Origin of the sequence: Vibrio fortis (assembly GCF_000695685.1) — a bacterium.
Taxonomy (GTDB): domain Bacteria; phylum Pseudomonadota; class Gammaproteobacteria; order Enterobacterales; family Vibrionaceae; genus Vibrio; species Vibrio fortis_A.
Genome location: NZ_JFFR01000033.1, coordinates 221,987 through 246,896, shown reverse-complemented (window position 1 = coordinate 246,896; position 24,910 = coordinate 221,987). Strand labels below are relative to the sequence as shown.

25 protein-coding genes are annotated in these 24,910 nt (G+C 45.6%); 6 read left to right on the top strand and 19 right to left on the bottom strand.

The genetic code is table 11. From position 1 onward, the window contains the following. Positions 1-178: 178 nt before the first annotated feature. The 14 genes from ahpC to VFDL14_RS0123565 all read right to left on the bottom strand — a co-directional run bounded on the left by ahpC (position 179) and on the right by VFDL14_RS0123565 (position 11,645). Complete coding sequence (ahpC, locus tag VFDL14_RS00750; protein ID WP_032553653.1) at positions 179-736, bottom strand: alkyl hydroperoxide reductase subunit C; 558 nt, start codon at positions 734-736, stop codon at positions 179-181. A 267-nt stretch (positions 737-1,003) separates the two neighbouring features. Further along, on the bottom strand, positions 1,004-1,525 hold the full coding sequence (locus VFDL14_RS00755) for a DUF3833 domain-containing protein (protein WP_032553651.1): 522 nt from the start codon (positions 1,523-1,525) through the stop codon (positions 1,004-1,006). Between the two features lie 15 nt (positions 1,526-1,540). Then, positions 1,541-2,101 carry a chalcone isomerase family protein gene (locus VFDL14_RS00760; RefSeq protein WP_084181932.1) on the bottom strand — a complete coding sequence of 187 codons (561 nt, stop codon included), beginning with the start codon at positions 2,099-2,101 and terminating at the stop codon, positions 1,541-1,543. Positions 2,102-2,104: 3 nt separating this feature from the next. Continuing rightward, positions 2,105-2,629, bottom strand: a complete 525-nt coding sequence (locus VFDL14_RS00765; protein ID WP_032553649.1) for a DUF2878 domain-containing protein — start codon at positions 2,627-2,629, stop codon at positions 2,105-2,107. Then, positions 2,607-3,887, bottom strand: a complete 1,281-nt coding sequence (locus VFDL14_RS00770; RefSeq protein ID WP_032553647.1) for an SAM-dependent methyltransferase — start codon at positions 3,885-3,887, stop codon at positions 2,607-2,609. Before VFDL14_RS00770 ends, VFDL14_RS00765 begins: the two co-directional genes overlap by 23 nt. A 31-nt stretch (positions 3,888-3,918) precedes the next feature. Beyond that, a complete protein-coding gene (locus VFDL14_RS00775; RefSeq protein ID WP_032553646.1) occupies positions 3,919-4,812 on the bottom strand; it encodes a DUF1365 domain-containing protein in 894 nt (297 codons plus the stop codon). Next, positions 4,809-6,062, bottom strand: coding sequence for an NAD(P)/FAD-dependent oxidoreductase (locus VFDL14_RS00780; protein ID WP_032553645.1), 1,254 nt, complete (start codon positions 6,060-6,062; stop codon positions 4,809-4,811). Before VFDL14_RS00780 ends, VFDL14_RS00775 begins: the two co-directional genes overlap by 4 nt. A gap of 2 nt (positions 6,063-6,064) precedes the next feature. After that, positions 6,065-6,778: an SDR family NAD(P)-dependent oxidoreductase gene (locus tag VFDL14_RS00785; protein WP_032553642.1), complete on the bottom strand. Its 714-nt coding sequence runs from the start codon at positions 6,776-6,778 to the stop codon at positions 6,065-6,067. Between the two features lies 1 nt (position 6,779). Then, the gene (locus VFDL14_RS00790; protein ID WP_032553640.1) at positions 6,780-7,211 is read right to left on the bottom strand and encodes a nuclear transport factor 2 family protein; all 432 of its coding nucleotides are present in this window, start codon (positions 7,209-7,211) and stop codon (positions 6,780-6,782) included. 28 nt (positions 7,212-7,239) lie between these two features. Further along, a complete protein-coding gene (phrB, locus tag VFDL14_RS00795; protein WP_032553639.1) occupies positions 7,240-8,637 on the bottom strand; it encodes a deoxyribodipyrimidine photo-lyase in 1,398 nt (465 codons plus the stop codon). Further along, a complete protein-coding gene (locus VFDL14_RS00800) occupies positions 8,634-9,581 on the bottom strand; it encodes a YbgA family protein (protein ID WP_032553637.1) in 948 nt (315 codons plus the stop codon). The genes phrB and VFDL14_RS00800 overlap by 4 nt, the downstream gene beginning before the upstream one ends. A 72-nt stretch (positions 9,582-9,653) precedes the next feature. After that, positions 9,654-10,370 (bottom strand): ChrR family anti-sigma-E factor, encoded by a 717-nt coding sequence (locus VFDL14_RS00805; RefSeq protein ID WP_032553636.1) that lies wholly within the window; start codon positions 10,368-10,370, stop codon positions 9,654-9,656. Continuing rightward, positions 10,363-10,992, bottom strand: a complete 630-nt coding sequence (locus VFDL14_RS00810) for a sigma-70 family RNA polymerase sigma factor (RefSeq protein WP_032553635.1) — start codon at positions 10,990-10,992, stop codon at positions 10,363-10,365. Before VFDL14_RS00810 ends, VFDL14_RS00805 begins: the two co-directional genes overlap by 8 nt. A gap of 83 nt (positions 10,993-11,075) precedes the next feature. Then, a complete protein-coding gene (locus VFDL14_RS0123565; RefSeq protein ID WP_050487504.1) occupies positions 11,076-11,645 on the bottom strand; it encodes an LON peptidase substrate-binding domain-containing protein in 570 nt (189 codons plus the stop codon). Positions 11,646-11,942: 297 nt separating this feature from the next. Between VFDL14_RS0123565 and VFDL14_RS00815 the strand changes: the two genes are divergently transcribed. Next, positions 11,943-12,329 carry a tautomerase family protein gene (locus VFDL14_RS00815; RefSeq protein ID WP_032553633.1) on the top strand — a complete coding sequence of 129 codons (387 nt, stop codon included), beginning with the start codon at positions 11,943-11,945 and terminating at the stop codon, positions 12,327-12,329. A gap of 26 nt (positions 12,330-12,355) precedes the next feature. Here the strand turns inward: VFDL14_RS00815 and VFDL14_RS00820 are convergent, their stop codons facing one another. Continuing rightward, positions 12,356-13,156, bottom strand: coding sequence for a DUF4344 domain-containing metallopeptidase (locus tag VFDL14_RS00820; protein ID WP_032553631.1), 801 nt, complete (start codon positions 13,154-13,156; stop codon positions 12,356-12,358). Between the two features lie 178 nt (positions 13,157-13,334). Here VFDL14_RS00820 and VFDL14_RS00825 point away from each other — a divergent pair, with 178 nt between their 5' ends. Further along, a complete protein-coding gene (locus VFDL14_RS00825; protein ID WP_032553629.1) occupies positions 13,335-13,691 on the top strand; it encodes a YibL family ribosome-associated protein in 357 nt (118 codons plus the stop codon). Between the two features lie 315 nt (positions 13,692-14,006). Beyond that, positions 14,007-15,233, top strand: a complete 1,227-nt coding sequence (gene gltS, locus VFDL14_RS00830; protein ID WP_032553627.1) for a sodium/glutamate symporter — start codon at positions 14,007-14,009, stop codon at positions 15,231-15,233. 304 nt (positions 15,234-15,537) lie between these two features. Here the strand turns inward: gltS and norW are convergent, their stop codons facing one another. From norW to VFDL14_RS00850, 4 genes are all read right to left on the bottom strand, one after another. Continuing rightward, positions 15,538-16,701 carry an NADH:flavorubredoxin reductase NorW gene (gene norW / locus VFDL14_RS00835; RefSeq protein ID WP_032553625.1) on the bottom strand — a complete coding sequence of 388 codons (1,164 nt, stop codon included), beginning with the start codon at positions 16,699-16,701 and terminating at the stop codon, positions 15,538-15,540. A gap of 1 nt (position 16,702) precedes the next feature. Then, positions 16,703-18,220, bottom strand: a complete 1,518-nt coding sequence (gene norV, locus VFDL14_RS00840) for an anaerobic nitric oxide reductase flavorubredoxin (RefSeq protein ID WP_032553623.1) — start codon at positions 18,218-18,220, stop codon at positions 16,703-16,705. A gap of 320 nt (positions 18,221-18,540) precedes the next feature. Continuing rightward, positions 18,541-19,197, bottom strand: a complete 657-nt coding sequence (locus tag VFDL14_RS00845) for an NAD(P)H-dependent oxidoreductase (protein ID WP_032553621.1) — start codon at positions 19,195-19,197, stop codon at positions 18,541-18,543. A 256-nt stretch (positions 19,198-19,453) separates the two neighbouring features. Next, positions 19,454-20,323 carry a glycerol kinase gene (locus VFDL14_RS00850; RefSeq protein ID WP_032553619.1) on the bottom strand — a complete coding sequence of 290 codons (870 nt, stop codon included), beginning with the start codon at positions 20,321-20,323 and terminating at the stop codon, positions 19,454-19,456. 541 nt (positions 20,324-20,864) lie between these two features. On the opposite strand from VFDL14_RS00850, the gene VFDL14_RS00855 reads away from it, so the two are divergent. From VFDL14_RS00855 to VFDL14_RS00865, 3 genes are all read left to right on the top strand, one after another. After that, entirely contained in the window at positions 20,865-22,757 is a 1,893-nt protein-coding gene (locus VFDL14_RS00855) for a PTS mannitol transporter subunit IICBA (protein WP_032553872.1), read from the top strand. A gap of 140 nt (positions 22,758-22,897) precedes the next feature. Then, positions 22,898-24,046, top strand: a complete 1,149-nt coding sequence (locus tag VFDL14_RS00860) for a mannitol-1-phosphate 5-dehydrogenase (protein WP_032553618.1) — start codon at positions 22,898-22,900, stop codon at positions 24,044-24,046. 50 nt (positions 24,047-24,096) lie between these two features. Next, positions 24,097-24,633, top strand: a complete 537-nt coding sequence (locus tag VFDL14_RS00865) for an MltR family transcriptional regulator (RefSeq protein WP_200870311.1) — start codon at positions 24,097-24,099, stop codon at positions 24,631-24,633. Positions 24,634-24,910: the final 277 nt, after the last annotated feature.

Here is a 24,910-nt window from a genome sequence, read left to right as displayed (position 1 = left end):
GGTAGGTAAAACCTATCGATAATTGGGAAAACTTATTAAAGCCATCAATGCGCCCCAAAGTATTGAATAAAAACAAAAAAACCACATCGCATGGATGTGGTTTTGAGAATTAAAGCGGCGCGCCAAAGCCCTTTAGGAGGCAGGCTAAGGCACGCCTGTAGAACGGGTTAGCAGATGCTTAGATCTTACCTACTAGGTCTAGAGATGGCGCTAGAGTCTCTTCGCCTTCTTTCCATTTAGCTGGGCAAACTTCACCTGGGTTGTTTGCAACGTACTGAGCCGCTTTAACTTTGCGTAGTAGGTCTTCAGCGTCACGACCGATGCCTTCAGCAGTGATTTCCATTGCTTGGATAACACCTTCTGGGTCGATTAGGAACGTAGCGCGGTCTGCTAGGCCTTGACCTTCACGCATTACGTTGAAGTTGTTTGTGATAGTGCCAGTTTGGTCGCCTACCATGAAGTACTCGATAGTACCGATTTTGTCAGAAGTGTCGTGCCATGCTTTATGAGAGAAGTGTGTGTCAGTTGATACTGAGTAAACTTCCACGCCACGAGACTGAAGCTCTGCGTATTTCTCTTGTAGGTCTACAAGTTCAGTAGGACATACGAAAGTAAAATCTGCTGGGTAGAAGAAGAATACTGCCCACTTACCTTTCACGTCTTGCTCTGTGATTTCTACGAATTCGCCGTTTTTGAATGCCGTTGCGTTGAATGGTTTGATTTCTGTGTTGATCATGATTTTACTCTCTTTAATTTGTTGTTTTGACGCTGCCTTGCGTCGATGGAGATATATTGCCTCGATAGGCTCAGAGGGTAAATTCGGACGTTTCTATTGTTCTAATAGGAGATAGCTATTAAGTATGAAAGGCAAAAGCTATTGAAAGCTAAATCTAGTGATAGGTAAATTCAATCAGCTCTGTGAAGGTTGATTTGAGATGATGGAAACAGAAAGCCTCGACTCAAAGAGTGAGTCGAGGCTTGTGTAATCTGTTGCTATGGACGGCTAGCGTTTTTCGATAAACAGTATGACTTCGCCGACCTTGAAACCGAACTTGGACATTTCGGTTTTGTTGAACAGGCGCTTGTCGTCCATTAAAAACATCCAGTCATCTAGCGTCACTTCATACATTGAACCGTCGACTTCGATTTCTAGCGTGTATTTCCAGTAAAGGGCAGAGCCTTGAGTTTCACCATACGCTTCGCCTATCACGTCGCCCGCTGTGCCTGTGTAGGTGTTGTCGCCAGTTTTAACCAGTTTCCAGATCCGAGTGGACCGTTCACCATCAGCGAAGCGAAACCACTCTTTGATTTCACCCTGTTCGCCTTGCCACTCTGCCACTAAATCCGCTTCAAAACGTCGCAGTAGATTACCAGAGCGATCGAGCACCATGCCATAAGCGATGAGGTCGCCGTCAAAGAACTGTTCGAGCTTGAGTTCAGGTGTGGTGCCCGTATGTTCGGATAAGTTGGCAGAGCCACACCCTATTAAAAGAGAGCAAAGTAAAAGTAGCCATCCTGTTTTCATTCATTGTGTCCTATTTTATTTATTGAGCCCTAACAACTGTTGGCGGAGTTTCGGTTCTGACGTGTTTTCTGACAGCCAGATAGAGAGAAAGGCTTGTCCAAATTGGGTATCGGTAATGGTGCCGATTGGTTGTTCGTCGAAATAGAATTGGCTCTGCTGGTTTTCTGAAACGCGAATGGTCAGGGTGCTGCCCTGTTTTACGTTCGGCCACATTTCGTAGAGTGGAGCGATCCAGCTCTTGATTTTACTGTCTGAGTAGCCCAGTTTTTCCCACTGATCTTGCGTTGCATCGACTAGATCTTTGCTATCAATGTCACGGTAGTATTCGATTTTCAGTGCTTGCTCAGAGCGAGTAGGTGTGGTGTACAGCTCAGCGTTGTAGAGGGTCCAAAAGAGATAAGTCATCTCTCCTTCGCCCTGCTTATTCAAATCACCAACGGGAGAGGCGTTCCCGGCGTTGTGGAAGATAAGTGCACTGCACGCAAACAGGGTTGCAAGCGCTGACAGTAAGTAACGCTTCCATTGCGATAGAGGGTGGCGCTGAACTTTAGCACGACCCTGTGATGAATAAGCCATAAGTCACCTCGTTGTCTCCGCCATATTAGGCTTGTTTAGATACGAGTAGCCGACCACTAACAAGGGAATTACTAACCCCCAACTGACTGCAAGCGTGGATAACACCCACACATCTGGCCATGTGGACTGAAGCGCACCTGCCTTGATGCCGCCCCAGTAGCTACTAGTACCTCCTACGAAGCCGAGGAGAATGAGGATCACTTTCGGACATTTCATTAGCCAATTGAGGCTATGGTTAAAGCTGATTAAGAACATCACCCACAAGCAAGCGAGCCACACCGGGAACCAAGTTTGGTTAGCGATACTTGGGTGTGCTGAAAAGGCGCCAAGACCAATCATTAAGCTATCGAGAAGCAGACCAATTGGTAGCAAGAGTAAAACTCTGAGGTCGTCACGACGAGTGGGTGAAAGAAGAAAATGCAGCGCCACCAATAGTGGCGCTATAAGTACGGCTTGCTCGGTAAAGAAAGCACTGCTTACCCAAGTGGCTTGAAACAGAACAAGGTTAATAATCCAAAACCGTTTCATCTTTTGCTCCATAGTAGCGAGGCTTGCGCGCTACAATGTGATGAGTGCTGATAACACGTTCAAGGAAAGCGCCTTCGCAGTAACAGAAATAGAAGGTCCACAGGCGCTTGAACTCTTCTGAGTATCCTAGGCTTTGCAGTTCGTCCCAGCTCTGCTCGAACGCGACATTCCAATCGTTTAGCGTGCGCGCGTAGTGTAAGCCGATGTCGTCAATTTCTTGGACGACAAGATCGGTGCTCTGTGCAAGGTGACCTGCCATGACAGCAACAGAGGGTAGGCAGCCGCCTGGGAAGATGTATTTCTGAATGAAATCGACCCCTTTACGGTATTTCTCATAACGTCCATCTGCGATGGTGATCGCTTGTATCAACATTTTGCCTGTTGGCTTGAGAAGCTGAGAGCAGGTAGTAAAGAAGGTTTGTAGAAATTCATGACCAACCGCTTCAATCATCTCGATAGAGACTAGCTTGTCGTATTGGCCTGATAGGTTGCGATAGTCCTCTTTAAGCAGAGTGATCTTGTCGCTTAGTCCAAGGGCCTCAATGCGCTGCTTGGCAAGTTCGTGCTGAGCATCAGAGATAGTCGTGGTTGTAACGTGGCAGCCGTAGTTTTGCGCCATAAATATCGCCAGTCCACCCCACCCAGTGCCTATCTCAACCACACTATCTTCTTCTGTTAACTCTAGGCGTTCACAAATGGTACGCATCTTATTTTGCTGAGCGTCTGCGAGCTGAGTAGCTTGTTCACTGTAGATGGCTGAAGAGTATTGCATTGATGGGTCTAGGAAGCGTTCGTAAAGCTCGTTACCAATATCGTAATGGGCCAGGATGTTACGCTTCGAGCCTTGCTCTGTATTGGCGTTCTGCTTTCTCAAAAACAGATTTTTAATCTTGGACAGCCACTGTGTCTTGTCATCTAGCTCGTCGAGTTGCTGCTGGTTGCGAGCCATGATTTGAATAACACGAGTTAGATGTGGGCTTGTCCATTTGCCGTCAATGTACGCCTCTGAAGCGCCAATACTGCCGTTAAGAACAACGTCTTTAAAGAAACTAGAATCGTGAATGACAATCTCGGCGTGAAGGTTGGCTTCTCGGTCACCAAATATTGAATGCTCATCCCCTTCGATGACTTCGAGCTGGGCTCCCTGTAAGCGTTCCAGAATAGTGAAAACAAGGCTTCGATACTTACAGTTTTTGTTCAGCACTGCGGTTTGAGGCTGCTGCTTGATGTTGTGATTTTGTTTGGCAAGCTGTTCCATGTAGACCTCGCTGAGAAAATTCTCGTCTTAGTTAATTCTTGTATTGTGGTGGCTTGGAAACTGAGTCTGGGTGCGAGATAAAGGGCACCTTTTTGATGAACAGTTTCAAAGCCTGGTAATAAATGCCTAGCACAACCTTAGTGGTCATGGCCGGAGTTCGAATCAGTGTTTGTCGTATATCACTGGCAGTCATCGGTTGTTTTTCGAGTGCCAATGTGGCGTCAAATACCTTCTTCTCTCCGGGATATTGCTCGTCCCTATGATTTTCAATATGGACTAAAGTGCGGCGTGATGGAGGCTTGATCTTCCAATGGTAAGTCATGTCTAAATCCATAAATGGTGACACGTGGAAGTCTTTCTTCGCCTTCAACTCTTGCTGCATATCTATCAAATAATAGTGTCGTTCACGCCAAGGGGTGTTGCTTACCTCAGCCAGCATGTAACGGCACTCCAAATTTTCGTCAAAGCAAAAGAAGCAGTTGATTGGGCTAAAATAAATCCCGAAACAACGACACTGTGCGAGCATGGTGACACGGTTGGATTCGCTCCATTGACCGCCCAGTGATTTCACTTTGAGTGCTATACGCTGCTTTAGAGTTTTTGGTTCAATGCTGTTTTGTGTTTTATAGCTATTTGACGTTTTATCATTGATTTGCGATTTGTGATTGCCTAACGACTCATCGCTGTCGAAGGTCTTCTCCGGAACATAATCTGCCTCAACAAAGCGAATGGGGTTGAACCAACGGGTACCGAAGACCAAGCTACGCGCTGTTGTCTGCTCGATCTCATCCAAATCAAGTCCCATCATATACAGCTGATAGCTAAACTCGTGGGTAATGGCACCGAAACGGCGGTGCCTTACGTTGCCCCAATAGATGCCACTGCGTTCGGTGTTTTCATCGAAGTGGCGAGTTACCGTGCTCATAGTTCTAGTCCAAAGCGTTTGGTCACGTCGAGTGCACTGCGCACACCATCTTCATGGAAGCCGTTATACCAGTAAGCACCCGCAAAATGAGTGCGATTGTGCCCATACATGGTTTCACGCTGCTGCTGCGCTTGAACGGTATTGGAGTTAAGCACTGGGTGATGGTAGACAAACTGACGAATGATCTTATCTGGGTTAATGGCCTCACTCTGGTTGAGGGTGACACAGAAGGTGGTATCGTCTTCAATCCCTTGCAAAATGTTCATGTTGTAGGTGACACAGGCTGGTCGCTTGCTGTTGCCATCTAACATGTAGTTCCAACTCGCCCACGCTAGTTTGCGATCCGGCAGTAACTTGGTATCGGTGTGAAGCACCACTTCATTACGGCTGTATGGGATTTCACCCAATACCGCTTTCTCTTGTTCAGTCGCGTCACCGAGTAGCGCCAGTGCTTGGTCAGAGTGACAAGCGAAGATCACTTCATCAAAAATTTGTATTTCACCAGATTCAAATTCGATAGCGACTTCACTTTCATAGCGGGTCACCTGCTTGATGTGGCTGTTGAGCTGAACGGGTTTAGATAGGCGAGATAGAATAACATCGACGTAGGAGCGTGAACCTTTTGGAATCACATACCACTGCGGCCTATTGGTGATATCGAGTAACCCGTGGTTGAAAAAGAATTGGATAAAGAACTTAAGTTCGAACTGTTCCATCTCTTCTAGGCTGGTGGACCAAATAGCCGCACCCATAGGAAGTATGTAGTGTTGGCTGAAAAAGTCTGAAAAGCGGTAGTGATTCAGGAAATCGCCCAAGGTTTCATCTTCGGTAAACTGATGGTTTTGAAAGCGTTCCTTACACAGTTTGTTGAATTTGATGATCTCTAGTATCAGGGTCCAAAACTGCGGCTTTAAGATATTGCTGCGCTGAGCGAACAATGAATTGATGCTATGACCGTTGTACTCAAACTGAGTACCAGTGTTGTGAACACTAAAGCTCATTTCTGTTTCTTGACGATCAACGCCAAGCTGTTCGAGTAGCTTGTTGAAGTTAGGGTAGGTGCGATCATTGAAAACAATGAAGCCTGTATCGATAGAAAATGCCTTGCCTTGGTGTTCAATATCGACAGTGGCGGTGTGCCCACCGACATAATCATTTTTCTCAAAAACCGTGACGTCGTGGTGTTTATCTAATACGTGTGCGCAAGTGAGTCCGGAGATACCGGAGCCAATAATGGCAATCTTTTTCATTGTTATACCATCCTTGAGGCAAGCTTATGCCAAACCGACTTGGGTAAAAATCGCAAGCACTTCATGATGAAGATAAACCTGCGAGGAAAATCTACTTCGCTCTTTCCTTGTTCGAGTCCACTGATGATTCTTTGAACGGCTTGTTCGCTACTTATAATCATAGGCATAGCGAACGTATTTCGCTCTGTTAATGGTGTATCTACGAAACCAGGATGAACGATAGAAACGTGAATATTGTGTGCTGCGAGGTCGACAGCAAGCGTTCGACCTAAATAGGTCAATGCAGCCTTTGAAGCTCCATAGGCTTCAGCTCTTGGTAATGGCAAAAACCCTGCACTGGAGCTGACTAGAACGACTCTGCCTGCTGGCTTTATACATTTCAGCCAAGCCTCTAGGGCGTAGCCAATTGAGATCAGGTTAATGTTGATGACGCGTTCAAATAGCTTGGCGTCAAAGTTGACTGGGTCATCAATATACTCGCAATCCCCAGCGTTCAAGATGACCATATCTAATGGTTCATCTGAAGTAAGGTCTGGGTAATTTTCGTAGTCCAAAAGATCAAAGCAGAGCGGCTCAATATTATCTTGCTCATTGGTTAGTGAGTCGAGCTTGTCTTGGCTACGACCACAAGCGATGACGACATGTCCAAGTTGAGCGTATTTGATTGCTAGATCTCGACCGATACCTGAGGTTGCGCCTGTGATAAGAATTCTCATGTTATTGGCTCGCTCTGCGCTTGATGGACTTGATCGCACAGCCAAGAACTGGGATGTGCTCGTAAAGCATGGAGCCTACGTCGAGATAGTCTCTGTGATAAATCACAAGGTCGTCTTTCATTTGAAGGTGAGAGTGTCCCTCAACGGTAATCGGCTTGCGTCCATTAAGCTGTTTGTGGGTAAATTCCATAGACCAGTAAACGGCGGCTTCTTCGCCAGACTCGAACGCACTGATGATCGTAAAGTTACAGCTGGCAACATTGGTGTAGATGTTCTCGAAGTAACGAGTTAGTGCGTCCAACCCGTTTACTTGATGAAGTGGATCTTTGAATTCAACCTGCTGGTGGTATACATCCTGTAATGCACCAAAGTCGTCAGTACCCAGCTGCCTATACATATCAAGAAAATTATCTAGCCATCGTGAATTTTCCATGGGTTCACTCTCACTTCCGTCTATCGTGCTATTTGTAAAAATCTAGGGCCCTTAACCGCGCTTCTTTGTGTTCAACGATAGGTCCCCAATAACGACTGTCATGTCCACTCTTGGTGATAAATGTGTGCGGAAAATGCACGTCTCTATCGGGAATGTTTTTCAGCTCTGGAAGATATTTACGGATGAAAACTCCTTTAGGATCAAACTTTTCACTCTGAGTTATCGGGTTGAAAATCCTAAAGTAAGGCTGCGCATCACAGCCGGTGCTTGCAGCCCACTGCCATCCGCCATTGTTGGCACTGTAATCACCATCAATCAGGTGCTCCATAAAGAAGCGCTCGCCCCATCGCCAATCAACCAACAAGTGCTTAGTTAAGAAGCTGGCGACGACCATTCGTAGACGGTTGTGCATCCACCCTGTTTCGAGTAGTTGGCGCATTGCTGCATCAACCAGTGGGTAACCGGTTTTCCCTTCACACCAACGTTGGAAATCTTCTTGATTGTTGTGCCAGGTGAGTCCGTTGTATTTTTCTTGGAAGTTCTCGCCTTTCACTAATCTCGGATGGTGGAAGATCAGGTGTTTATAGAAGTCGCGCCAGATCAGCTCGTTGAGCCAAGAGAACTCAGCGCACTGGGTATCGACCAGAAGTTCTGGGTGTTCTTGAATCAATTGAATCGCCAACCAACGAGGGCTAATTGCGCCAATGGCAAGATAAGGAGATAAGCCAGAGGTTCCCTTTATCGATGGGATGTCTCTATTGTCCGCGTATTGGTAGAGCTTTTCTGCAAGAAACTGAGGTACTACTTGACCTAGCACATCGTCGGCTAACGGCCAACGTGAAGAGTCTTCTCTCGGGAAATCAAAGTCGTATTCTCTTGAAAAGGTTTGTAGTTCTGATTGTGGACTTTCTGAAGCAACCTTCGGATAGGGTGCGCAGTCTATACCAGAAGCTTGAACATACTTGAGCCACGCTTTTTTGAATGGGGTAAATACCTTAAACATCTCCCCCTGTTGATTGAGAACTCGTCCAACAGGAACAATGACGTCACAGTCAAAGGTGGTCAATGTGATGTCGAGGGCTCGTACTGCTTCATCTCTCTGTTGTTCATCCACTTCTGGCTCCGAATTAGCCATTACTTGTGTGATGTTGTGCTCGCGGCAGTAGTTGGCTAGGGTACTTGCTTGATCGTCAAAGTCGGAGGCTTTCAGGTGAACGAGCTCAATGCCAAATGAGGCGAGTTGTTCTGATAGCAAGGTTAGGTGGCGGTATATGAAGTCAGCTTTAATCGGCGCTAAATGGTGTTGTTGCCACTGTTTAGGTGTAGAAATAAAAACGGCGTGGGTAGCGCCGTTTTCAATTGCAGAGACCAAAGCTGGATTGTCATGAACGCGCAGGTCGCGTCGTATCCAGAGTAGAGTGCTCAATATCCGTATCTCAACTTAAGTTCTTGTGGGTGCGGGTTCAGATAAACCTGCGACTGTAAGTACTCGTTTGGGTACTCCATCAAATAGTGATTAATCAGCGTAAGTGGCACTAGCAATGGGATAGTGCCTTCACGGAAATCGTTGATTTGTCGTGACAGCTCTTGCTTATGAGTGCTGCTTAGTTGCTTCTTAAAGTAACCTTGTAGGTGCTGAAGTGTGTTAGCGTGCGTACCACGGTTAGCATGGTGTTGCAGTGCCGTCATTAGCCCCTCAATGTAGCGTTCGGCCAGCTCATTGATCTCTAAATCACTTTCACCCAATAGTTGACCGAGTTCTTTGTAGCCTTCAACGTGGTGACACATAACTAGGTATTTGTGAGCGCTGTGGAACTGAATCAACTTGTGCTTAGTGATGCCTTCATCGACCAAGTCGAGCCATTTCTGGTACGTAAACACACGTGTCATGAAATTTTCACGAAGAATCGGGTCGTTCAAACGACCGTTCTCTTCGATAGGCAACAATGGATTATGATCCATTAGCTGCTTGGTGAACATACCAATGCCTGTCGATTCTGAGCCGCGACCATGATGGTGATATACCTTTACGCGTTCCATGCCGCAGGTCGGGCTTTTTTGACACACAATAAAGCCTGCAATGTGTTCGTTATTTTTCGCGTAGTTTTGCCCATATTCGATCAGCTCATTAGTGACGTCACCGGTGCCATCTGGGCGAGACACATGGATGACATCGTCTAGCATTCTGGTCTGACGAATCGTTGGGCGAGGCGTTGGAAGCCCTACTCCCATTTCCGGACACACTGGCTCTAACTCAACATAGTCAGCCAGATCGTCAGTACAGAAACGAGAGCGTTTATGACCTGTATCGAATCTAACCTTGTGTCCTGCAACACAAGCGCTGATACCGATTTTTATTTTTTTGTCCATAGGTCAAATCCTTATCAACATTACTCAAGATATTGCATATAAAATGGTGTGTTTATTAATGTTTTTCAATCACTAGTAAATGAACTTGCCAATTGGGTTAAACAACTGACTCACACCTTTCGTAAAGTATAGAGCATCGCTTGAAACCGTTAGGCACACACACCCTTCCTTCGTGAAAGGTTGGTGTGTATGTTCACCATCTAACCAGATAAAATCGCCTTTATGATATTCGCCCATCTCGTCTTCAAAACTGCCTTCTAAAAGCAAGGTAATCTCAAAACCTTTGTGAGTGTGGCAAGGCACGGCGCCTTCTTTATCGATGTGCAGCAGGCTGGTGTGATGATCGCCATCTTCAAAGTCGAGACGTGCACGCGAGATCTTGCCTAGATTGAGCCAATCTTTTCTCACGACTTGGTTAAGTGCTCGTGGCAATTCAAATTCTGTGTCAGCGACCTTCACCAGCTGCGGTGAATGGTCTTCAGTGGCATCAATATTAGCCAGCTGCTCATCAGCCGTAATCATATCGATAAGGCTCATGTCGAAGTCCGCGTGGATATCGTCATCGTTACCGTGAAGTACCGCATTGACTTGGTTCTCAATCAGCTCGTCAGCAATAACTTCTTCCGAGCCAAAGCTATCAGTTGCTGCAAGTTCGGTAAGGCGCATAACCTCGGCCTGGCACTGTTCACACATCTCTACATGGCTTGATACGATCAATGAGAGAGAATCAGGAAGTTCACCAGTGACGAAGTCTCTGAGTATTTGTGCTGTTGGGTGATGTTTAATCATGGTTCTGTTCCCCCATATGAAGCTTCAACTTGGCGAGTGCGAGTCTCAGTCTTGATTTCACTGTGCCGAGTGGCACTCCGAGTTGCTGCGCCAATTGTTCTTGAGACAGCTCTTGATAATAAACCCCTTCAACAATGGTTCGCTGCGCTGGAGGCAGCTTGTCTATTTGATTGCGTACATGGCGACTCATCAAGTGGTCACTGTATTCGCTTTCATCATCGCTTGCTTCGGACAGTGCAGCATCGATCGGCCAGATATCGTCCGCGACATTCTGCTCTGCTTTGGCTTTCACTTTACGCAACATGTCAAAAGCAGCGTTACGCATTACCGTATACACCCAAGTGGTTGCAGCACCTTTCTCGCTATTATAGAGATGCGCCTTTTTCCACACGTTAGTCATGGTGTCTTGGACTAACTCGTTGGCGGAAGCTTCACTCCCCAACTTGTTGATACCAAAACGCTTTATCTTGGGCGCGAAAAACTGAAACAGGCGCGTAAATGCCTGCTTGTCTCGATGAGATGCAACTAAAACTAGCCAGCTAGATAACTCTGGCGGCACTTTACTGTCTGGTACGATGACAGACTCCTTGGCTTTTTCGTTTTTTACTTTACCTAATTGCATAATAGACTAACCTTCATCCGGGTTTGAGAACATATACGGAGGAAAGTGATGCTTAGATCAAACAAAAAGAAAAAAAGTTTGAGCTAGTCGTCACCAGTAATTATTTGATTTAAAAAAGGAACCAAAGCTGGGAAGCTGGATGGCGAAGTGAAGCGCACTTTCTTCTCGATCGGAAGCGGCATCACCTCCAATAAGCGTGCACAAATCCATTGTGGATCTTCGAAGTTGGTGTGCGGATAGAGTTCTCTGATCGCGTCGTGTTCTCTAAACAACTGAACTAGAAAATTACTGAATACAGGGGGAAGCTGGCAATCCAGAGTTGGCCAATGAGGCAGTGTCTCAAAGTCTGCTTTCAAAAGGCCTGTATCATCTCTTCGAGTGTTGAAGAGTCTAACCAATGACTCACCTTCCACATCGATTTCCAGTAACTTGTCGTCTGAGAGGTTGAAGTCGACGATTTTTACTTTAGTCCCCCAATCTTTAAGTGGACTGTTATTGCGGTTATCGTGGCTAGCTATAACAAAACCGTCTCCCTGAGCAGCGTGCGCTACCATGGTGAGATATTTTTGCTCGAAAATTCTCAGGCGTTGTCGACCGCCGGGGAGAATAAAGAGTGGCAATGGGAATATTGCGTAGTCGGTTTTTGTTTTCATAGAAAGTGTGCCCCAAAAAATAAAAAAGTATCAAACACCAAACTTTCTGTGATTCGTGAAGATTGGTTGTGATAGCTATACGCTGCGCAATTTACTTTCGATCAAACTGCCACACGCTTCAGTTCATGAAGAGTTAAAGACAAATACGCTTTCTGTTAGAGCTGTCTAGAAAAACAACAATGGCACTCTCTATAGAGGAGAATTTTGAGTAGTATATGTAAGTCGGTTGATACCTATGCGTATCAAATGAAAAATTCGTTGAATGAGCTCAAATCATAGAAAACCCAAGGAATGGTCATGATTGTGATTTACGGAATCAAGGAACACATAAACCCAATCAAACAGCAGCTGTCGGACCTTTTACAGCTATGCTTAAACCGAGAGCTAGGCTTGCCAGATGACAAACGCGCCCACCGCTTTGTCCCGCTAGACAAAGAAGACTTCTTTTTTCCTCAAGGTCGTACCGAGGCTTACACTGTTATCGAGATCAACATGATGGAGGGGCGCACGGTCGAGACCAAAAAGCGCCTTATCAAAACGATCTTCAACGAAGCTGAGCGACAGTTGGGCTTATCACCGATTGATATCGAGATCACCATCAAGGAGCAGCCGTCACACTGCTGGGGCTTTCGCGGTATGACGGGCGATGAAGCTCAAGATTTAAAATACAAAATCAACGTTTGATGGTGCTCTTGAGAGAGCGATAAATGCTACGCTTCAGGCTCAGCAACGCTTAGGTAACGATGCCAGTTTTCGCTCATGATTTGATAGTGCTCGACACAAAAATCTTTGCGATCTTTTAGATAGTCTTTTTCAACTTCATCAAGCAGGTTGCGGTGGCTGTCTGGATCGCTTCCGTACACCAAGCATAAGGTGGAGAAGTAGCGTTGCAGATCAAAGCTATGCTCATCAATGTATTCGCCGAGGTCATAGTATTCAGGTCGGTCTTCCGACTCATAAGCGAATAGGTCTGCAGCACTGATTGCAGCATCAGCGCCGTGCTCAACGTAATCAATCAATAACAGGGTCGCGAAGTTATCGGCCGCATCTTCTTCTTTTCCTAGAATCGCGATGTTTTGGTCAGCGATATAGGCGTGCGCCGCTTCGTGCAACAAGGTGTGAAGTACGGTGTCGACCGCGCCTGCTTCCGCTGTTTTATCGTACTTCTCTTGATACTTGTTTTTCTCGAAATAGTTTACAGACTCAGAATAGAAGTTATATGGCATGTGAATCGTATGCGTGCTGGGATCGTAAAGTGGGCCCTCTTCACCACCGTATTCGACCACAAGCGGAGAATTGAACGGGAAAAGCTGCTCAGAGAGGTCAACCAGAGTATCGTTTACGCCACTGTTTTCGATAGCCGTTTTTAGCTCAGATTCTAATGCGTTGGCTGGCGTTTGATATTTAATCGTGACGTTTTGAAGAGGCGTTGTTTCGGCTGACACATAAGTCGTGGCAAGTAATGCGCATGCGATAGCACTGCTAATCACAGTCTTCCCAATGTTTTGCATAGTGATGTCCTATTCTGGGGGCGTTTTAGTTGAGGATTTTGAGCCCGTTGATCGTTTGTCAGTGTAGGCTATATTTAGCTTCGTGTGTATTTCGCAGATAAATTTCGGTTCGCGTTAACCCTTGTGCTATACTCCGCGCCCCAATCCGCATTGGCTTGCTTAATTTTAGGAAATTATTATGAGTGCTAAAAACGAACTTCAACAAATTAACAACCGTCTAGACAAGTGTCGCCACAAGTTAGCGGCTGCTAAGGCTCGTAATGATCGTCCAGTTGTTCGTCAATTTGAAGACGAAATCAAAAAGCTAACCAAGAAAATCGCACAGCTGAAACACAAGCAAAGCTACGATGTAAACAAAGAGCGTAAAGCACTGCTAGATATGCCTTTTAGCCGTGAAATTACTAAAGCTGAGCAAGCGGACATGGGTAAACTGAAAAAGTCTGTAAAGGGACTCGTAGTTGTTCACCCAATGACGAAGATCGGTAAAGAACTTCGTCTAGAGGTTATGACTGGTTACGCACCGAAAAAATTCTAATTACCACCACTGGTAATGAAAGAGGAGCTATCAATAGCTCCTTTTTGCTTTTTTAGGTTTCCAGAACGATAGTTAACGTTAAAAGTTTCCAAATGTCGTAGTGAATTTTTCGAGGTGATTATGGTCACAAAACATCCTAGACCTCGCTTAAATTGACCTAGCACTAACATCTTGGTTGTCTTTCACACTATTGTGGAGCGTTTTCTAAACTCACTATCTCACCATTTGCATAAACACAGGTAGAGCAGCACCAAAAACTACAGATAAAACTAGACTCATTAGGGAAGATGGGGAACGTAAAAATATAGAGGTGATATGAATCATTTAATTTCAATAGGGCCACTAGAATCTTTCCTAATCGCGATTAGCGTTTTGTTTCTAGGCCATTTTGTAAACGCAAAGCTCCCGGTTCTTAAAAAGTACAATATCCCAGAACCCATTGTCGGCGGCTTAATCGTAGCGCTTGCAATCACAGGTCTTCATTTCAACGGCATTGATCTAGAGTTCTCTCTACCGTTGCAAAACACATTCATGCTGATGTTTTTCGCAACCGTTGGCCTAGCGGCGAACTATACCCAGTTGATGAAAGGGGGCGCAAAGGTGTTCTTGTTCCTTGCTGTCGCGTCGGTGTACATCATTATTCAGAATGGTGTTGGCGTAACCTTGGCGACGGGGTTGGGGCTAGATCCACTCATGGGCCTTATCGCTGGTTCGATTACTCTATCTGGCGGGCACGGTACGGGGGCGGCATGGTCTCAAACCTTCGCTGATACTTATGGCATTGCTAATACGCTTGAAATCGCAATGGCATCGGCGACCTTTGGTTTGATCATCGGTGGTTTGATTGGTAGCCCAGTCGCGCAGAAGCTTATCGATAAAAACAGCTTAGAGTCTGAGTACGGTACAGGCACTCACACCCACGAGCGTTTCCCTGAACTTGTGACTTACAACGAGTATGAAGAAGACAAAGTAACAGCTAAGAAGGTGATTGAAGTTCTGTTTATCCTTCTTATCTGTATTACTGGTGCTAAGTACTTAGAGCAGTGGGTATCGACCTTTGAAATCAAATGGCTGATGATTCCAGACTTTGTGTATGCGCTGTTTATCGGTGTGTTCATTACCAACGTGTTTGAAGTCACTAAGCTGCATAAAACAGACAGTGAAACGGTTGATATTCTAGGTACAGTGTCTCTTTCTCTGTTCTTAGCAATGGCATTGATGAGCCTAAAACTATGGAATATCTTTGACCTTGCGATCCCGTTCTTGGTGATCTTGAGTGTGCAAGCGGTCGTGCTGGGTTTGTTCTCGTACTTCGTAACATTCAAAGTGATGGGTTCAAACTATGATGCTGCGGTGATGTCGGGTGGCCACTGTGGTTTCGGCCTAGGTGCAACACCAACCGCGGTTATGAACATGGGTTCGTTGGTAAACCGATTTGGTCCATCGCCACAAGCCTTCATGGTGGTGCCGATTGTAGGTGCATTCTTCATCGACATCGTTAACCTGATCATCCTACAAGGCTACATCTCGTTTATCGGTTAATGTAATAATTGCAGTCACTGTTTCAGACAGGCCTTTAAAAGAAAAGCTCCACGTTATGCGTGGAGCTTTTTTTGTAGGTTTGAACTTGGAGTTAGTAACAACTTAGAGTTAGTAACAAAGTAAGGGATTGTTAAGTGTAGGGCTTACAGTCACTTACACCACGATGTCGCCAGCCATGTTACCTTATAACTTCATTAGATTTGTAACTCGGAATCGCTCTTCTTGAGTTAGTTGTGGGGCTGTTCGGCTTGGGTTTGAACAGCCCATTTTTTTATCTTCTTATTGCTTGTGTTGCTAGCTAGAGCTAGGTGGTTTGTAGCTCGCGAAACAGGTTAAAGGAAGAAGATGAATCCTCACCAGTGACGACAAATCCCACCATTTTATCTTTGTCATCAAACGCTCGTGCAATGATGCCTGTTGGTTTGATTCTGGCCTCCCAACGCGCGTCTGTTGCGAACTTTCCAGAAAACAGGACTGGGTATTTGGGTGTTTTTACCTTGGTCATCATGTGCGGCAGTGCGAGTTTGCTCGGTTGTCCAAGCAGCTGCTTTGCGAGCACGTTAGCCGACAAAATCGCTGGCTGTAAGTAAGCGCGTATTTGCCCTTCAAACTCTGCACAATCACCAATCGCATAGACATCTGCCGCGCTGGTCAGCATCTGTTCATCAACCAAAATACCGCGTTGAGTCACGATACCCGCTTGCTGAGCCAACGCAATATTCGGTTTAAGCCCAGCAGCAACGATCACCTCATCGACTTCCAAGGATTGTTTCTGTTCATTGGCGGCCGATGTCGGAGACTCCAGCCACAATGTTTTATTGGCTTCGTTATCCACTATCTCAGCTGCCTGCAAGTTGGTTTTAATTCGCACCCCTGCATCGTTTAGAGCGTTTTCCAATTCTCTAGCAATGAACCTAGGCAGCAAACTCGCCAGTAGTGATGGAGCAGGCTCCACAATAGTGACCTGTTTCCCTGATGATTGCAGATCGAGTGCGAGCTCGACTCCGATCAGTCCGCCACCGACGACCGCAACGCGATTAGCTGTTTGAAGCTTCTCGTGGCCTTGCGAGAACTCTTGCAAACTGTTCATGGTTAACAGCGAGGCTTTATGCTTTGCTAATGCTGGTGGCATAAAAGTATTCGCTCCGGTTGCCAGCACCAATTTGGAATAGCTATAGCGCTCGCCATGTTCAGTGATCAGCGTATGCTCGTCAGTATCCACTGAGGTGACGCGCGTATTGGTGATCATGGATACACGATACTTGTACTCAAGCTGCTCTGCTGTATGTGTGACCAAATCACTTGGACACTGCTTTTCACTGAACACGTGCGACAGACTTGGTTTGTTGTACTCAACCCCCTGGTCTGCAGTGATGACCGTGATTGGCAGTTCGGTATCACTATTTCGTATCATTTTAATGGTTTGTAGGGCAGCGAAGCCGCTGCCGATAATCATGATGGGGGCCATGTTATACCTCCACAAACACTTCTTTGCCCAAATGGCACTCTGGACACAGGAAGCTATCGGGTACTTGCTCCCAAGGTGTGCCAGGAGCGACATCTTGGTTTGGCTCGCCCTGTTTAGGATCGTAAACCCACTCACAAACCGTGCAGCGCCAGCAAGTACAGTCGTCGGCATGGGGAAGGTGCTGCTCTGTTTGCTCACCTTGTTTAGTTTGCTCAGACATAGGAGTGTCAATTTGCTCAGATGTAGGCGCTTCAGTTTGCGTGTCCGATGCTTCTAATCGGGTTACTTGCTGCTCGGCTACTTTAGGCTGGTTGTACGATTCATCTTGGTTCCAGACCTCGGCCAGAGTTGCACCGTAATCAATACACTGACGCAGAGCATCGGTATCTGGCTTCCAATGGATGTGTTGTGGTGGGCTTACCTCAAAGTTTGCCTCACGCAAGCGATGGTCAATGCGCTTAACCGCACCACCAGTCCAGCCTGATGAGCCAAAGGCGGCGGCTTTTTTATCTGCAAAGCGCAGGCCGTGCATCTCCTCTAGCAAGGCGGCGATCTGCGGCATCATCACGTTATTCATGGTCGAAGAACCAACGAGCACGCCCTTAGAGCGGAAGATATTGGCGAGAATATCGTTCTTATCATGCTTCGAAATATTGAACACTTTGATCGCTGTATCAGGGCTGCCTTGACGAATACCTTTGGCGATAGCATCGGCCATCATTCGAGTGTTGTTAGACATGGTGTCATAAACAATGGTGATGCGATCTTCTTTATAGGCTTTCGACCACTCATAGTATTGCTCGACAATCTGCGTGGCGTTATCGCGCCAAATACAACCATGTGAAGTAGCGATCACATCGATCGGCACACCAAGGCTCAATACTTCTTCAATTTTGGCTTTTACCAGAGGGGCGAACGGCGTCAAGATATTGGAGAAGTAGCGTAAGCACTGTTCGTGCAGCTCTACTTGATCGAGTTGGTCGTTGAATAGGCGCTCGTCGCAGTAGTGCTGTCCAAAAGCGTCATTACTGAATAGCACTTCATCACCTGTAAGGTAGGTTGCCATAGAGTCAGGCCAGTGCAGCATTTTCATTTCAACGAAGATAAGCTGTTTACCGTTACCGATGTCTAGGGTATCGCCCGTTTTCACGGTGCGGAAGTTCCAGTCAGGCTGGTGGTGATGGCCTACGATCGAGTTAACGCCCGCTTCAGTACAATAAACAGGTGTGTTAGGAATTTTAGCTAACAGCGCTGCGAGTGCCCCAGAGTGATCTTCTTCGGCGTGCTGACAGATGATGTAGTCGATCTCATTAAGGTCGATCTCCATCTCTAGGTTTGCGAGGAATTGATCTGTAAACCTGTGGTCTACGGTATCAACCAGAACGGTCTTCTCTTCACGAATCAAGTACGAGTTGTAACTTGTCCCTTTATTCATGTGGTACTCTTTGCCGTGGAAATGCTCTGTTTCCCAGTCGTGAATACCAACCCAGTGGACATTTGATTTAACGTGAATTGTCATAACGATACTACCTTATATGAATGTTTCTAAGGTCTGTATAGCATCAGCTGTGCCATGTTTTTAAGTTGTTGATAGATATTGATTTATTGATTCTTGTGGCTTTATTTCGAGTCTAAATGACTCTGGGTGTTTTTGAGTCTAATTAAATGCTATATGTCTTTTAGACTTGGGGTGAGGATGCGATTTTTCTTCATATAGCGTTAGTGTATTTTGCCTTATTCTTTATTTCCTTTCTTCCAAATACAAAAAAGGCCAGACGTGTGTCTGGCCAAATAAAGCAGTGCTGTGTGCGATTTTTAATCGCGACTCTTAAAGACGGATTATAGCGTCTCTACAACCTGTTCTAGTGCTAGGCGTGCCTTTGGTAGGCCGTGGTTGTAGTCTTCGCCATCTTTGTGGTAACCGATAGCTAGAGCAACGTCTACAACGTGACCTTCTAGCTCTTCAGCGAATTTCTCACCGATAAGTGCTGAATCCACACCTTCCATCGGAGTTGATGCAATACCTAGACGCGCTAGTGTGTGCAGGATGTTACCTAGAGCAATGTAAACCTGAGCTTTAGTCCAGTTGCCGTTGAAGCCTTCTTCGTCGGTATTAATGTCTGCGAATGCGTAAGCACCCATGAACATGTCGTACATGTCTGCAGGAAGGTGACCAGAACTTACTTCAGCGTCTACACGCTTAGCAAATTTCTCTTTTGTGAATTTAGGGTCGTGAGCAAAAAGAATTGTGTGAGACGCTTCTTTAGCATGCGGTTGGTTAAACTGGTGCATGTTCTCGAACGTATCGTGGAAGCGTTGTTTTGCTTCGTCACTCTCAATGATGATGAATTTCCAAGGCTGAGAGTTAATAGAAGACGCAGATAGACGCAGTGCTTCTTTGATGATTTCCATATCTTCCGCAGAGATGCGTTTGTCCGCATCGTATTTTTTAGCAGTGTAGCGAGTGTTTAAATCTTTGATGATTGGATGAGTCATGTTGGCTCCTAGTATCTATATGAATAAATGTTTTAGGGTTTAATGTTCAGTAACGTCAACAATAAACGGACAACCTAACTGGTCATCGAACATGCCCCAATGATCGAGAATCTGCGGTAGCTCAAATCGATGGGTGTAAGATAAAGGAACTCTCGAGGGAGAAAAATAGCGAAGATCTCAAATGACTATGGACTATAGTGTCCATAATCATGTGAGGTATGTTGTATTATGCGTGCTACATAGGGACGAAAGCGACTTAATACGCCTTAATGCCGAATTGTCGTAAAAGAGGAGGGAGCACACTGTCGAGGTTAGGAATATCTTCTGGGTAGATTTCTATTAGATCGAAGCCGTGCTCTTTATAGACTTTCTGTGTCGTTTCTTTTTGCTTGTTGTCTATGGCGCCTTTGTCACTTCCCCAAAACTGGATATAGACCTTGCCCGAGGGTAAATAGAAATCACTGACGATTTCGGTTGCGATAGGAAGCGGACGCTCATAAGCATGGACGACACCAGCCATATAAAGCCAGTTATCGATGATAAGCTCACCCTTTGAACGAACATAGTGCCCATCCAAGGTGCGATGCTTGGCTTCAAATTTTTGTCTAAAGCTAGAGAAAGAGACATCGGTTGAATGGCTTTCAGCATCTTTACCGAGAAACTCAACCACAGACTGTTTCAAGCGTTTGTTCTTCGCCACACTATCGTGCCAAACCACAAAGGCGTTATTGGTGGCCTTGTCCTCTCTCTGTTCTCCGCCAACCTTTAGTCCGGTATTGGTAATGTGCCATCCATCGTCTTCACGGCGAATCCAGCCCAACTCATTGAGGAGTAGATTAATCTTTTTGGCACTTAACTGGAGGGACTGGCCCAGCTGCGTCGCTGTTAGGGTGGTTCCTGCTGTAGAAGCGGTATCGATCAATAGGTTTTCTGGCCAAACGATAAATTGCCCAAACTTTGTGTGATCGACATATTCGCCCCCAAACGCTTCACCACGTTCGGTCAATACCCATTTATCTCCACCACGCACAATATAACCAGCACTCTTTAATTGGCTAAAAAGAGTTTTAGGTTCTAGGTCTTTCAGCTTGGCAAGCGCTGATGTTGATAGCTTATCTGATGTCATAAAAGGCACTCTTGTGAACCGTCGGTATCTGAAGTGTTTAGCAATCCTCTTTATATCATTAATTGTAAAGAAGGAGAGTAGGAGTTCTGGTGAACTGTGGCACTAAATTTCAATTAGCGTTCAAAGCTACCTATACGTCAATTATGTAATTAAATTACATAAACGGCAGTTTAACTCACTTTGATGCATATAAAATAAACTTGGTATGCTGTGTTTTTAATCTCCAACCTATGCTTAATTGAGCTTCCTTAATTGAAATGTGATCTTGATCGCCATTTATTTTTTATTGCCCGAAGACAAAGCGTGATCTATATCTCGTGTAATTGATATTTATTCTCATTAATTTGGTGGTGTAATTTAGATTCAGCCTATTTTTGTGATCAAAGTCATCACTGGTAACTCCTTGTTGTATTTTGAGTGTGATCTGGATCGCCAAATTGGCGTCGGCGTGCGTTTTGAAAATCTTGTGTTAGATTTTACTCAACTTTTGAGCACACACTTTCGGTCATTTGACCAACCAATACACAACGGGGTTCTACCTATGTTATCACCAGAAGCTAAGATTAAGGTTCAAAACTTTGGTCGATTCTTATCCAATATGGTAATGCCAAACATCGGCGCATTCATTGCGTGGGGTTTCATTACTGCACTATTCATTCCAACTGGTTGGCTTCCTAACGAAACGTTAGCGTCTATGGTTGGCCCTATGATCACTTACTTGCTTCCGCTACTTATCGGTTATACCGGTGGTAAAATGGTTGGCGGCGACCGTGGTGCGGTTGTAGGTGCTATCACAACTATGGGTGTTATCGTAGGTACGGACATTCCAATGTTCATGGGTGCGATGATTGTTGGCCCTCTAGGTGGTATCGCAATTAAGAAATTCGATGAAGCTGTTCACGGTAAAGTGAAAAGCGGCTTCGAAATGCTAGTGAACAACTTCTCTGCCGGTATCATCGGTATGATCTGTGCGATTATCGCTTTCCTAGCAATTGGTCCTGCAGTAAAAGTTCTTTCTGGCGGTCTAGCTGCTGGTGTTAACGCAATGGTTGAAGCTGGTGCACTTCCTTTGGCATCTATCTTCGTTGAGCCTGCGAAAATCCTATTCCTAAACAACGCAATCAACCACGGTATCTTCTCTCCTCTAGGTATTCAGCAGTCTGAAGAGCTTGGTCGTTCAATCTTCTTCCTAATCGAAGCGAACCCTGGTCCAGGTCTAGGTCTACTACTAGCTTACATGGTATTTGGTAAAGGTAGCGCGAAGCAGTCTGCTGCGGGTGCATCTATCATCCACTTCCTAGGTGGTATCCACGAAATTTACTTCCCATACGTTCTAATGAACCCACGTCTAATCCTAGCGGTAATCGCAGGTGGTATGGCTGGCGTATTCACTAACGTAATGTTCAGCTCAGGCCTAATCTCTCCAGCGTCTCCGGGTTCTATCTTCGCAATCCTACTGATGACACCAAAAGGTTCTTACATCGGTGTGATTCTATCGGTTATCGCAGCAACAGCAGTATCGTTCGTAGTCGCGTCAATTCTTCTAAAAACATCAGCACAAGATGACGACGAAGATTCACTAGAGAAAGCATCAGCACAAATGAAAGACATGAAAGCGTCTTCTAAAGGTGCAACAACAGGTGCAGACATCAACCTAGCAGACGTGAAAGCAGTATACGTAGCATGTGATGCAGGTATGGGTTCAAGTGCAATGGGTGCAGGTCTACTTCGTAAGAAAGTAGATGCAGCGGGCCTAGACATTACAGTAACCAACTATGCAATTAACAACCTGCCAGCGGATTCACAAATTGTAATTACGCACAAAGATCTAACGGACCGTGCTCGCAACACCATTCCAGGTGCAATGCATATGTCTCTAAGCAACTTCTTAGACGGTGCGGTTTACGACAACTTGGTAGCAGAACTTGTTGAAGCACAAAGCGGTGACGCAAAAGCAGCACCTGCAGCAGCGCCAGCGCAGGAAGAGTCAAAAGAAGAAGGTCTAGCACTAACAAGCGATGCAGTATTCCTTGGTCTTAAAGCGACAGACAAAAACCAAGCAATCAAGTTTGCTGGTGAACAACTAGTAAAACTTGGCAACGTTGCCCCTGAATATGTTGATGGCATGTTCGCGCGTGAGGAACTGGTTTCAACTTATCTAGGTGAGTCTATCGCAGTACCGCACGGCACGATTGAAGCAAAACAGCACGTACAAAAGACCGGCATCGTATTCTGTCAGTACCCTGAAGGCATTCAGTGGGGTGAAGACGAAGACGATATCGCGAAGATGGTAATCGGTATCGCGGCTCAAGGTGATGAGCACAACATGGTACTGATGGCTATCACGAATTCACTTGATGACGAAGAAGCAGTGGAACGCTTGCAGAACACCACCAACCCAGAGGATGTTCTGAAGATTCTAAACGGACAATAAGAAGCTTTAAGTCAAGCTCCTGAGTGAACCGAGGCCAGTCCCCCCTGGCCTCATTTTCCCAGTCTAGATAGCTCACGGTTTAGAAATATGTTGTTGAACCGTCATCTATATAGATTACATAGTTAAAAGGTCTAAAAATTATGAAAGCGTTACATTTCGGTGCTGGTAATATCGGTCGTGGTTTCATTGGTAAATTGCTTGCTGACGCAGGTCTTGAAGTCACGTTTGCAGACGTTAATGAGACTGTGGTTAATGCGCTAATCGAGCGTAAAGAGTACCCAGTTAAGATTGTTGGCGAAGAGTGCGTTGTTGAAGTCGTTAAAAACGTGACAGCAGTAAACTCGGCGACAGACGCAGTGGTTGACTGCATCGCTGAATCAGACCTAATCACAACTGCCGTTGGCCCTACAGTATTAAAGATCATCTCTAAGTCGATCGCACAGGGTATTGAGAAGCGCGCAGCAGCAGGTAACACTGCACCAATGAACATCATCGCGGCAGAGAACATGGTTCGTGGTACCAGCCAACTTAAGGCTGCGGTTCTTGAGCACCTGTCTGATGAGATGCAGGTGTTCACTGAAAAGAACATCGGTTTCGTTGATTCAGCGGTAGACCGTATCGTACCGCCAGCAGAAGCAGGTGAAACAGATCCTCTAGCGGTAACTGTTGAAACGTTCAGCGAGTGGATTGTAGACGAGACTCAATTCAAAGGTGATATTCCAAGCATCCCAGGTATGGAGTGCACGGACAATCTAATGGCGTTTGTTGAGCGTAAACTATTCACGCTAAACACGGGTCACCTTGTTACGGCTTACCTTGGTGTATTGGCTGGTCTTGAGACTATCAAAGACTCTATCGAAAACGATGAAATCCGTGCGCAAGTAACAGCAACCATGGAAGAAAGTGGTGCGGTTCTAATAAAACGCTACGGTTTTGACCCAGAAGCTCATGCAGCTTATATCCAGAAGATTCTAGGTCGTTTTGCGAACCCATACCTTCGTGATGAAGTGGACCGTGTTGGCCGTCAACCAATCCGTAAACTGAGCCCACAAGATCGTCTAGTCAAACCACTGAACGGTACGCTAGAATACGGCTTACCAAATGAGAATTTGATTAAAGCGATTGCTGCGGCATTCCATTACAAGAACGAAGATGACCCTCAAGCGGTTGAACTTCAAGCAATGTTCGCAGAAAAAGGTTTTGCTGAGACATTAGCACATTATTCTGAGCTGAATATCGACTCAGAAGTTGTTAAACTAGCGGAACAAGCTTACCAAGCATTGAAATGATAAATCATCAAAGTGCCACTCCTGTGGCACTTTCTTATTACAGAGCCGTTATGCCGATACATCCTAGCCATGAAACAGAACTCTTAGAAGCACTAGCAGAGGCGACAACTGCCAATGCTTGTTTTATGGCGGCTTACGATGCTCTGGATGATACGGTCGATGCGGTTCTAAAAGGCATTTTTCAGAAAGATGACACAGCAGTGAAGTTTGTTGTCGAGCCTCTTCTTAATAGCGGAGGCCCGCTAGGCGAAATCATGGTTCGCGCTAAGTTGCTGCTGGGTTTGGGCGTGATCAGCAAAGAAGTCTATGATGATCTCGAGATTTTTGTCACTTTGAAAGAGTGGGCGAAAATTCAAGGTGATGAGGTTTCCTTCACTGACCCTAATGTTCTGTTTGAGTTGAATAAAATCCATGCCATTCAAAAGATCATGCCGATTGAATATGATGCTGAAATGGTTGAGTCGATGTCAGGACCAATGCTCGATATGTTCATGGGTCGCCATAATCAAAAAGTTCAGTCGACTATCGTTTTGGCGATTACGGATCTCATCAACACTCTTTGCCGCGATAACGCATTGATTGTTTAGTCACATTCTGCATTTCAGCTATCTATTTTCTGTGTTTTAACTAACGGTCTTCTTAGTTTCAACTACCTAATTGCACTGCTTTCCCTTTCTTTGAGTATTAGTCTTTGAGTGTAGTCAGCTCGGCTTAGATCAACCTTCCCCTATGGGTTGCCAACTTGAGTTAGGGAAAGCTCGCTTCCTTCATTACCTCTCTGTTTTAGAACTTCTTTTCCTTTTGACTACCGTATTCGACGTTCTCAAATTTGTTCCCTGCTATTGTCATTAAGCCCAGTCTTTG

Bases quoted from the DNA above. Each gene is read 5' to 3' on its own strand.
- VFDL14_RS00860 (WP_032553618.1), top strand. From the start codon at position 22,898: ATGAAAGCGTTACATTTCGGTGCTGGTAATATCGGTCGTGGTTTCATT.
- VFDL14_RS00760 (WP_084181932.1), bottom strand. From the start codon at position 2,101: ATGGCTTATTCATCACAGGGTCGTGCTAAAGTTCAGCGCCACCCTCTA.
- VFDL14_RS0123565 (WP_050487504.1), bottom strand. From the start codon at position 11,645: ATGAAAACAAAAACCGACTACGCAATATTCCCATTGCCACTCTTTATT.
- VFDL14_RS00755 (WP_032553651.1), bottom strand. From the start codon at position 1,525: ATGAAAACAGGATGGCTACTTTTACTTTGCTCTCTTTTAATAGGGTGT.
- norV (WP_032553623.1), bottom strand. From the start codon at position 18,220: ATGACAATTCACGTTAAATCAAATGTCCACTGGGTTGGTATTCACGAC.
- VFDL14_RS00780 (WP_032553645.1), bottom strand. From the start codon at position 6,062: ATGAAAAAGATTGCCATTATTGGCTCCGGTATCTCCGGACTCACTTGC.
- VFDL14_RS00855 (WP_032553872.1), top strand. From the start codon at position 20,865: ATGTTATCACCAGAAGCTAAGATTAAGGTTCAAAACTTTGGTCGATTC.
- norW (WP_032553625.1), bottom strand. From the start codon at position 16,701: ATGGCCCCCATCATGATTATCGGCAGCGGCTTCGCTGCCCTACAAACC.
- VFDL14_RS00775 (WP_032553646.1), bottom strand. From the start codon at position 4,812: ATGAGCACGGTAACTCGCCACTTCGATGAAAACACCGAACGCAGTGGC.
- VFDL14_RS00815 (WP_032553633.1), top strand. From the start codon at position 11,943: ATGATTGTGATTTACGGAATCAAGGAACACATAAACCCAATCAAACAG.
- VFDL14_RS00765 (WP_032553649.1), bottom strand. From the start codon at position 2,629: ATGAAACGGTTTTGGATTATTAACCTTGTTCTGTTTCAAGCCACTTGG.
- VFDL14_RS00825 (WP_032553629.1), top strand. From the start codon at position 13,335: ATGAGTGCTAAAAACGAACTTCAACAAATTAACAACCGTCTAGACAAG.
- VFDL14_RS00790 (WP_032553640.1), bottom strand. From the start codon at position 7,211: ATGGAAAATTCACGATGGCTAGATAATTTTCTTGATATGTATAGGCAG.
- VFDL14_RS00845 (WP_032553621.1), bottom strand. From the start codon at position 19,197: ATGACTCATCCAATCATCAAAGATTTAAACACTCGCTACACTGCTAAA.
- ahpC (WP_032553653.1), bottom strand. From the start codon at position 736: ATGATCAACACAGAAATCAAACCATTCAACGCAACGGCATTCAAAAAC.
- gltS (WP_032553627.1), top strand. From the start codon at position 14,007: ATGAATCATTTAATTTCAATAGGGCCACTAGAATCTTTCCTAATCGCG.
- VFDL14_RS00800 (WP_032553637.1), bottom strand. From the start codon at position 9,581: ATGGACAAAAAAATAAAAATCGGTATCAGCGCTTGTGTTGCAGGACAC.
- VFDL14_RS00805 (WP_032553636.1), bottom strand. From the start codon at position 10,370: ATGATTAAACATCACCCAACAGCACAAATACTCAGAGACTTCGTCACT.
- VFDL14_RS00865 (WP_200870311.1), top strand. From the start codon at position 24,097: ATGCCGATACATCCTAGCCATGAAACAGAACTCTTAGAAGCACTAGCA.
- VFDL14_RS00850 (WP_032553619.1), bottom strand. From the start codon at position 20,323: ATGACATCAGATAAGCTATCAACATCAGCGCTTGCCAAGCTGAAAGAC.
- VFDL14_RS00785 (WP_032553642.1), bottom strand. From the start codon at position 6,778: ATGAGAATTCTTATCACAGGCGCAACCTCAGGTATCGGTCGAGATCTA.
- VFDL14_RS00770 (WP_032553647.1), bottom strand. From the start codon at position 3,887: ATGGAACAGCTTGCCAAACAAAATCACAACATCAAGCAGCAGCCTCAA.
- VFDL14_RS00810 (WP_032553635.1), bottom strand. From the start codon at position 10,992: ATGCAATTAGGTAAAGTAAAAAACGAAAAAGCCAAGGAGTCTGTCATC.
- VFDL14_RS00820 (WP_032553631.1), bottom strand. From the start codon at position 13,156: ATGCAAAACATTGGGAAGACTGTGATTAGCAGTGCTATCGCATGCGCA.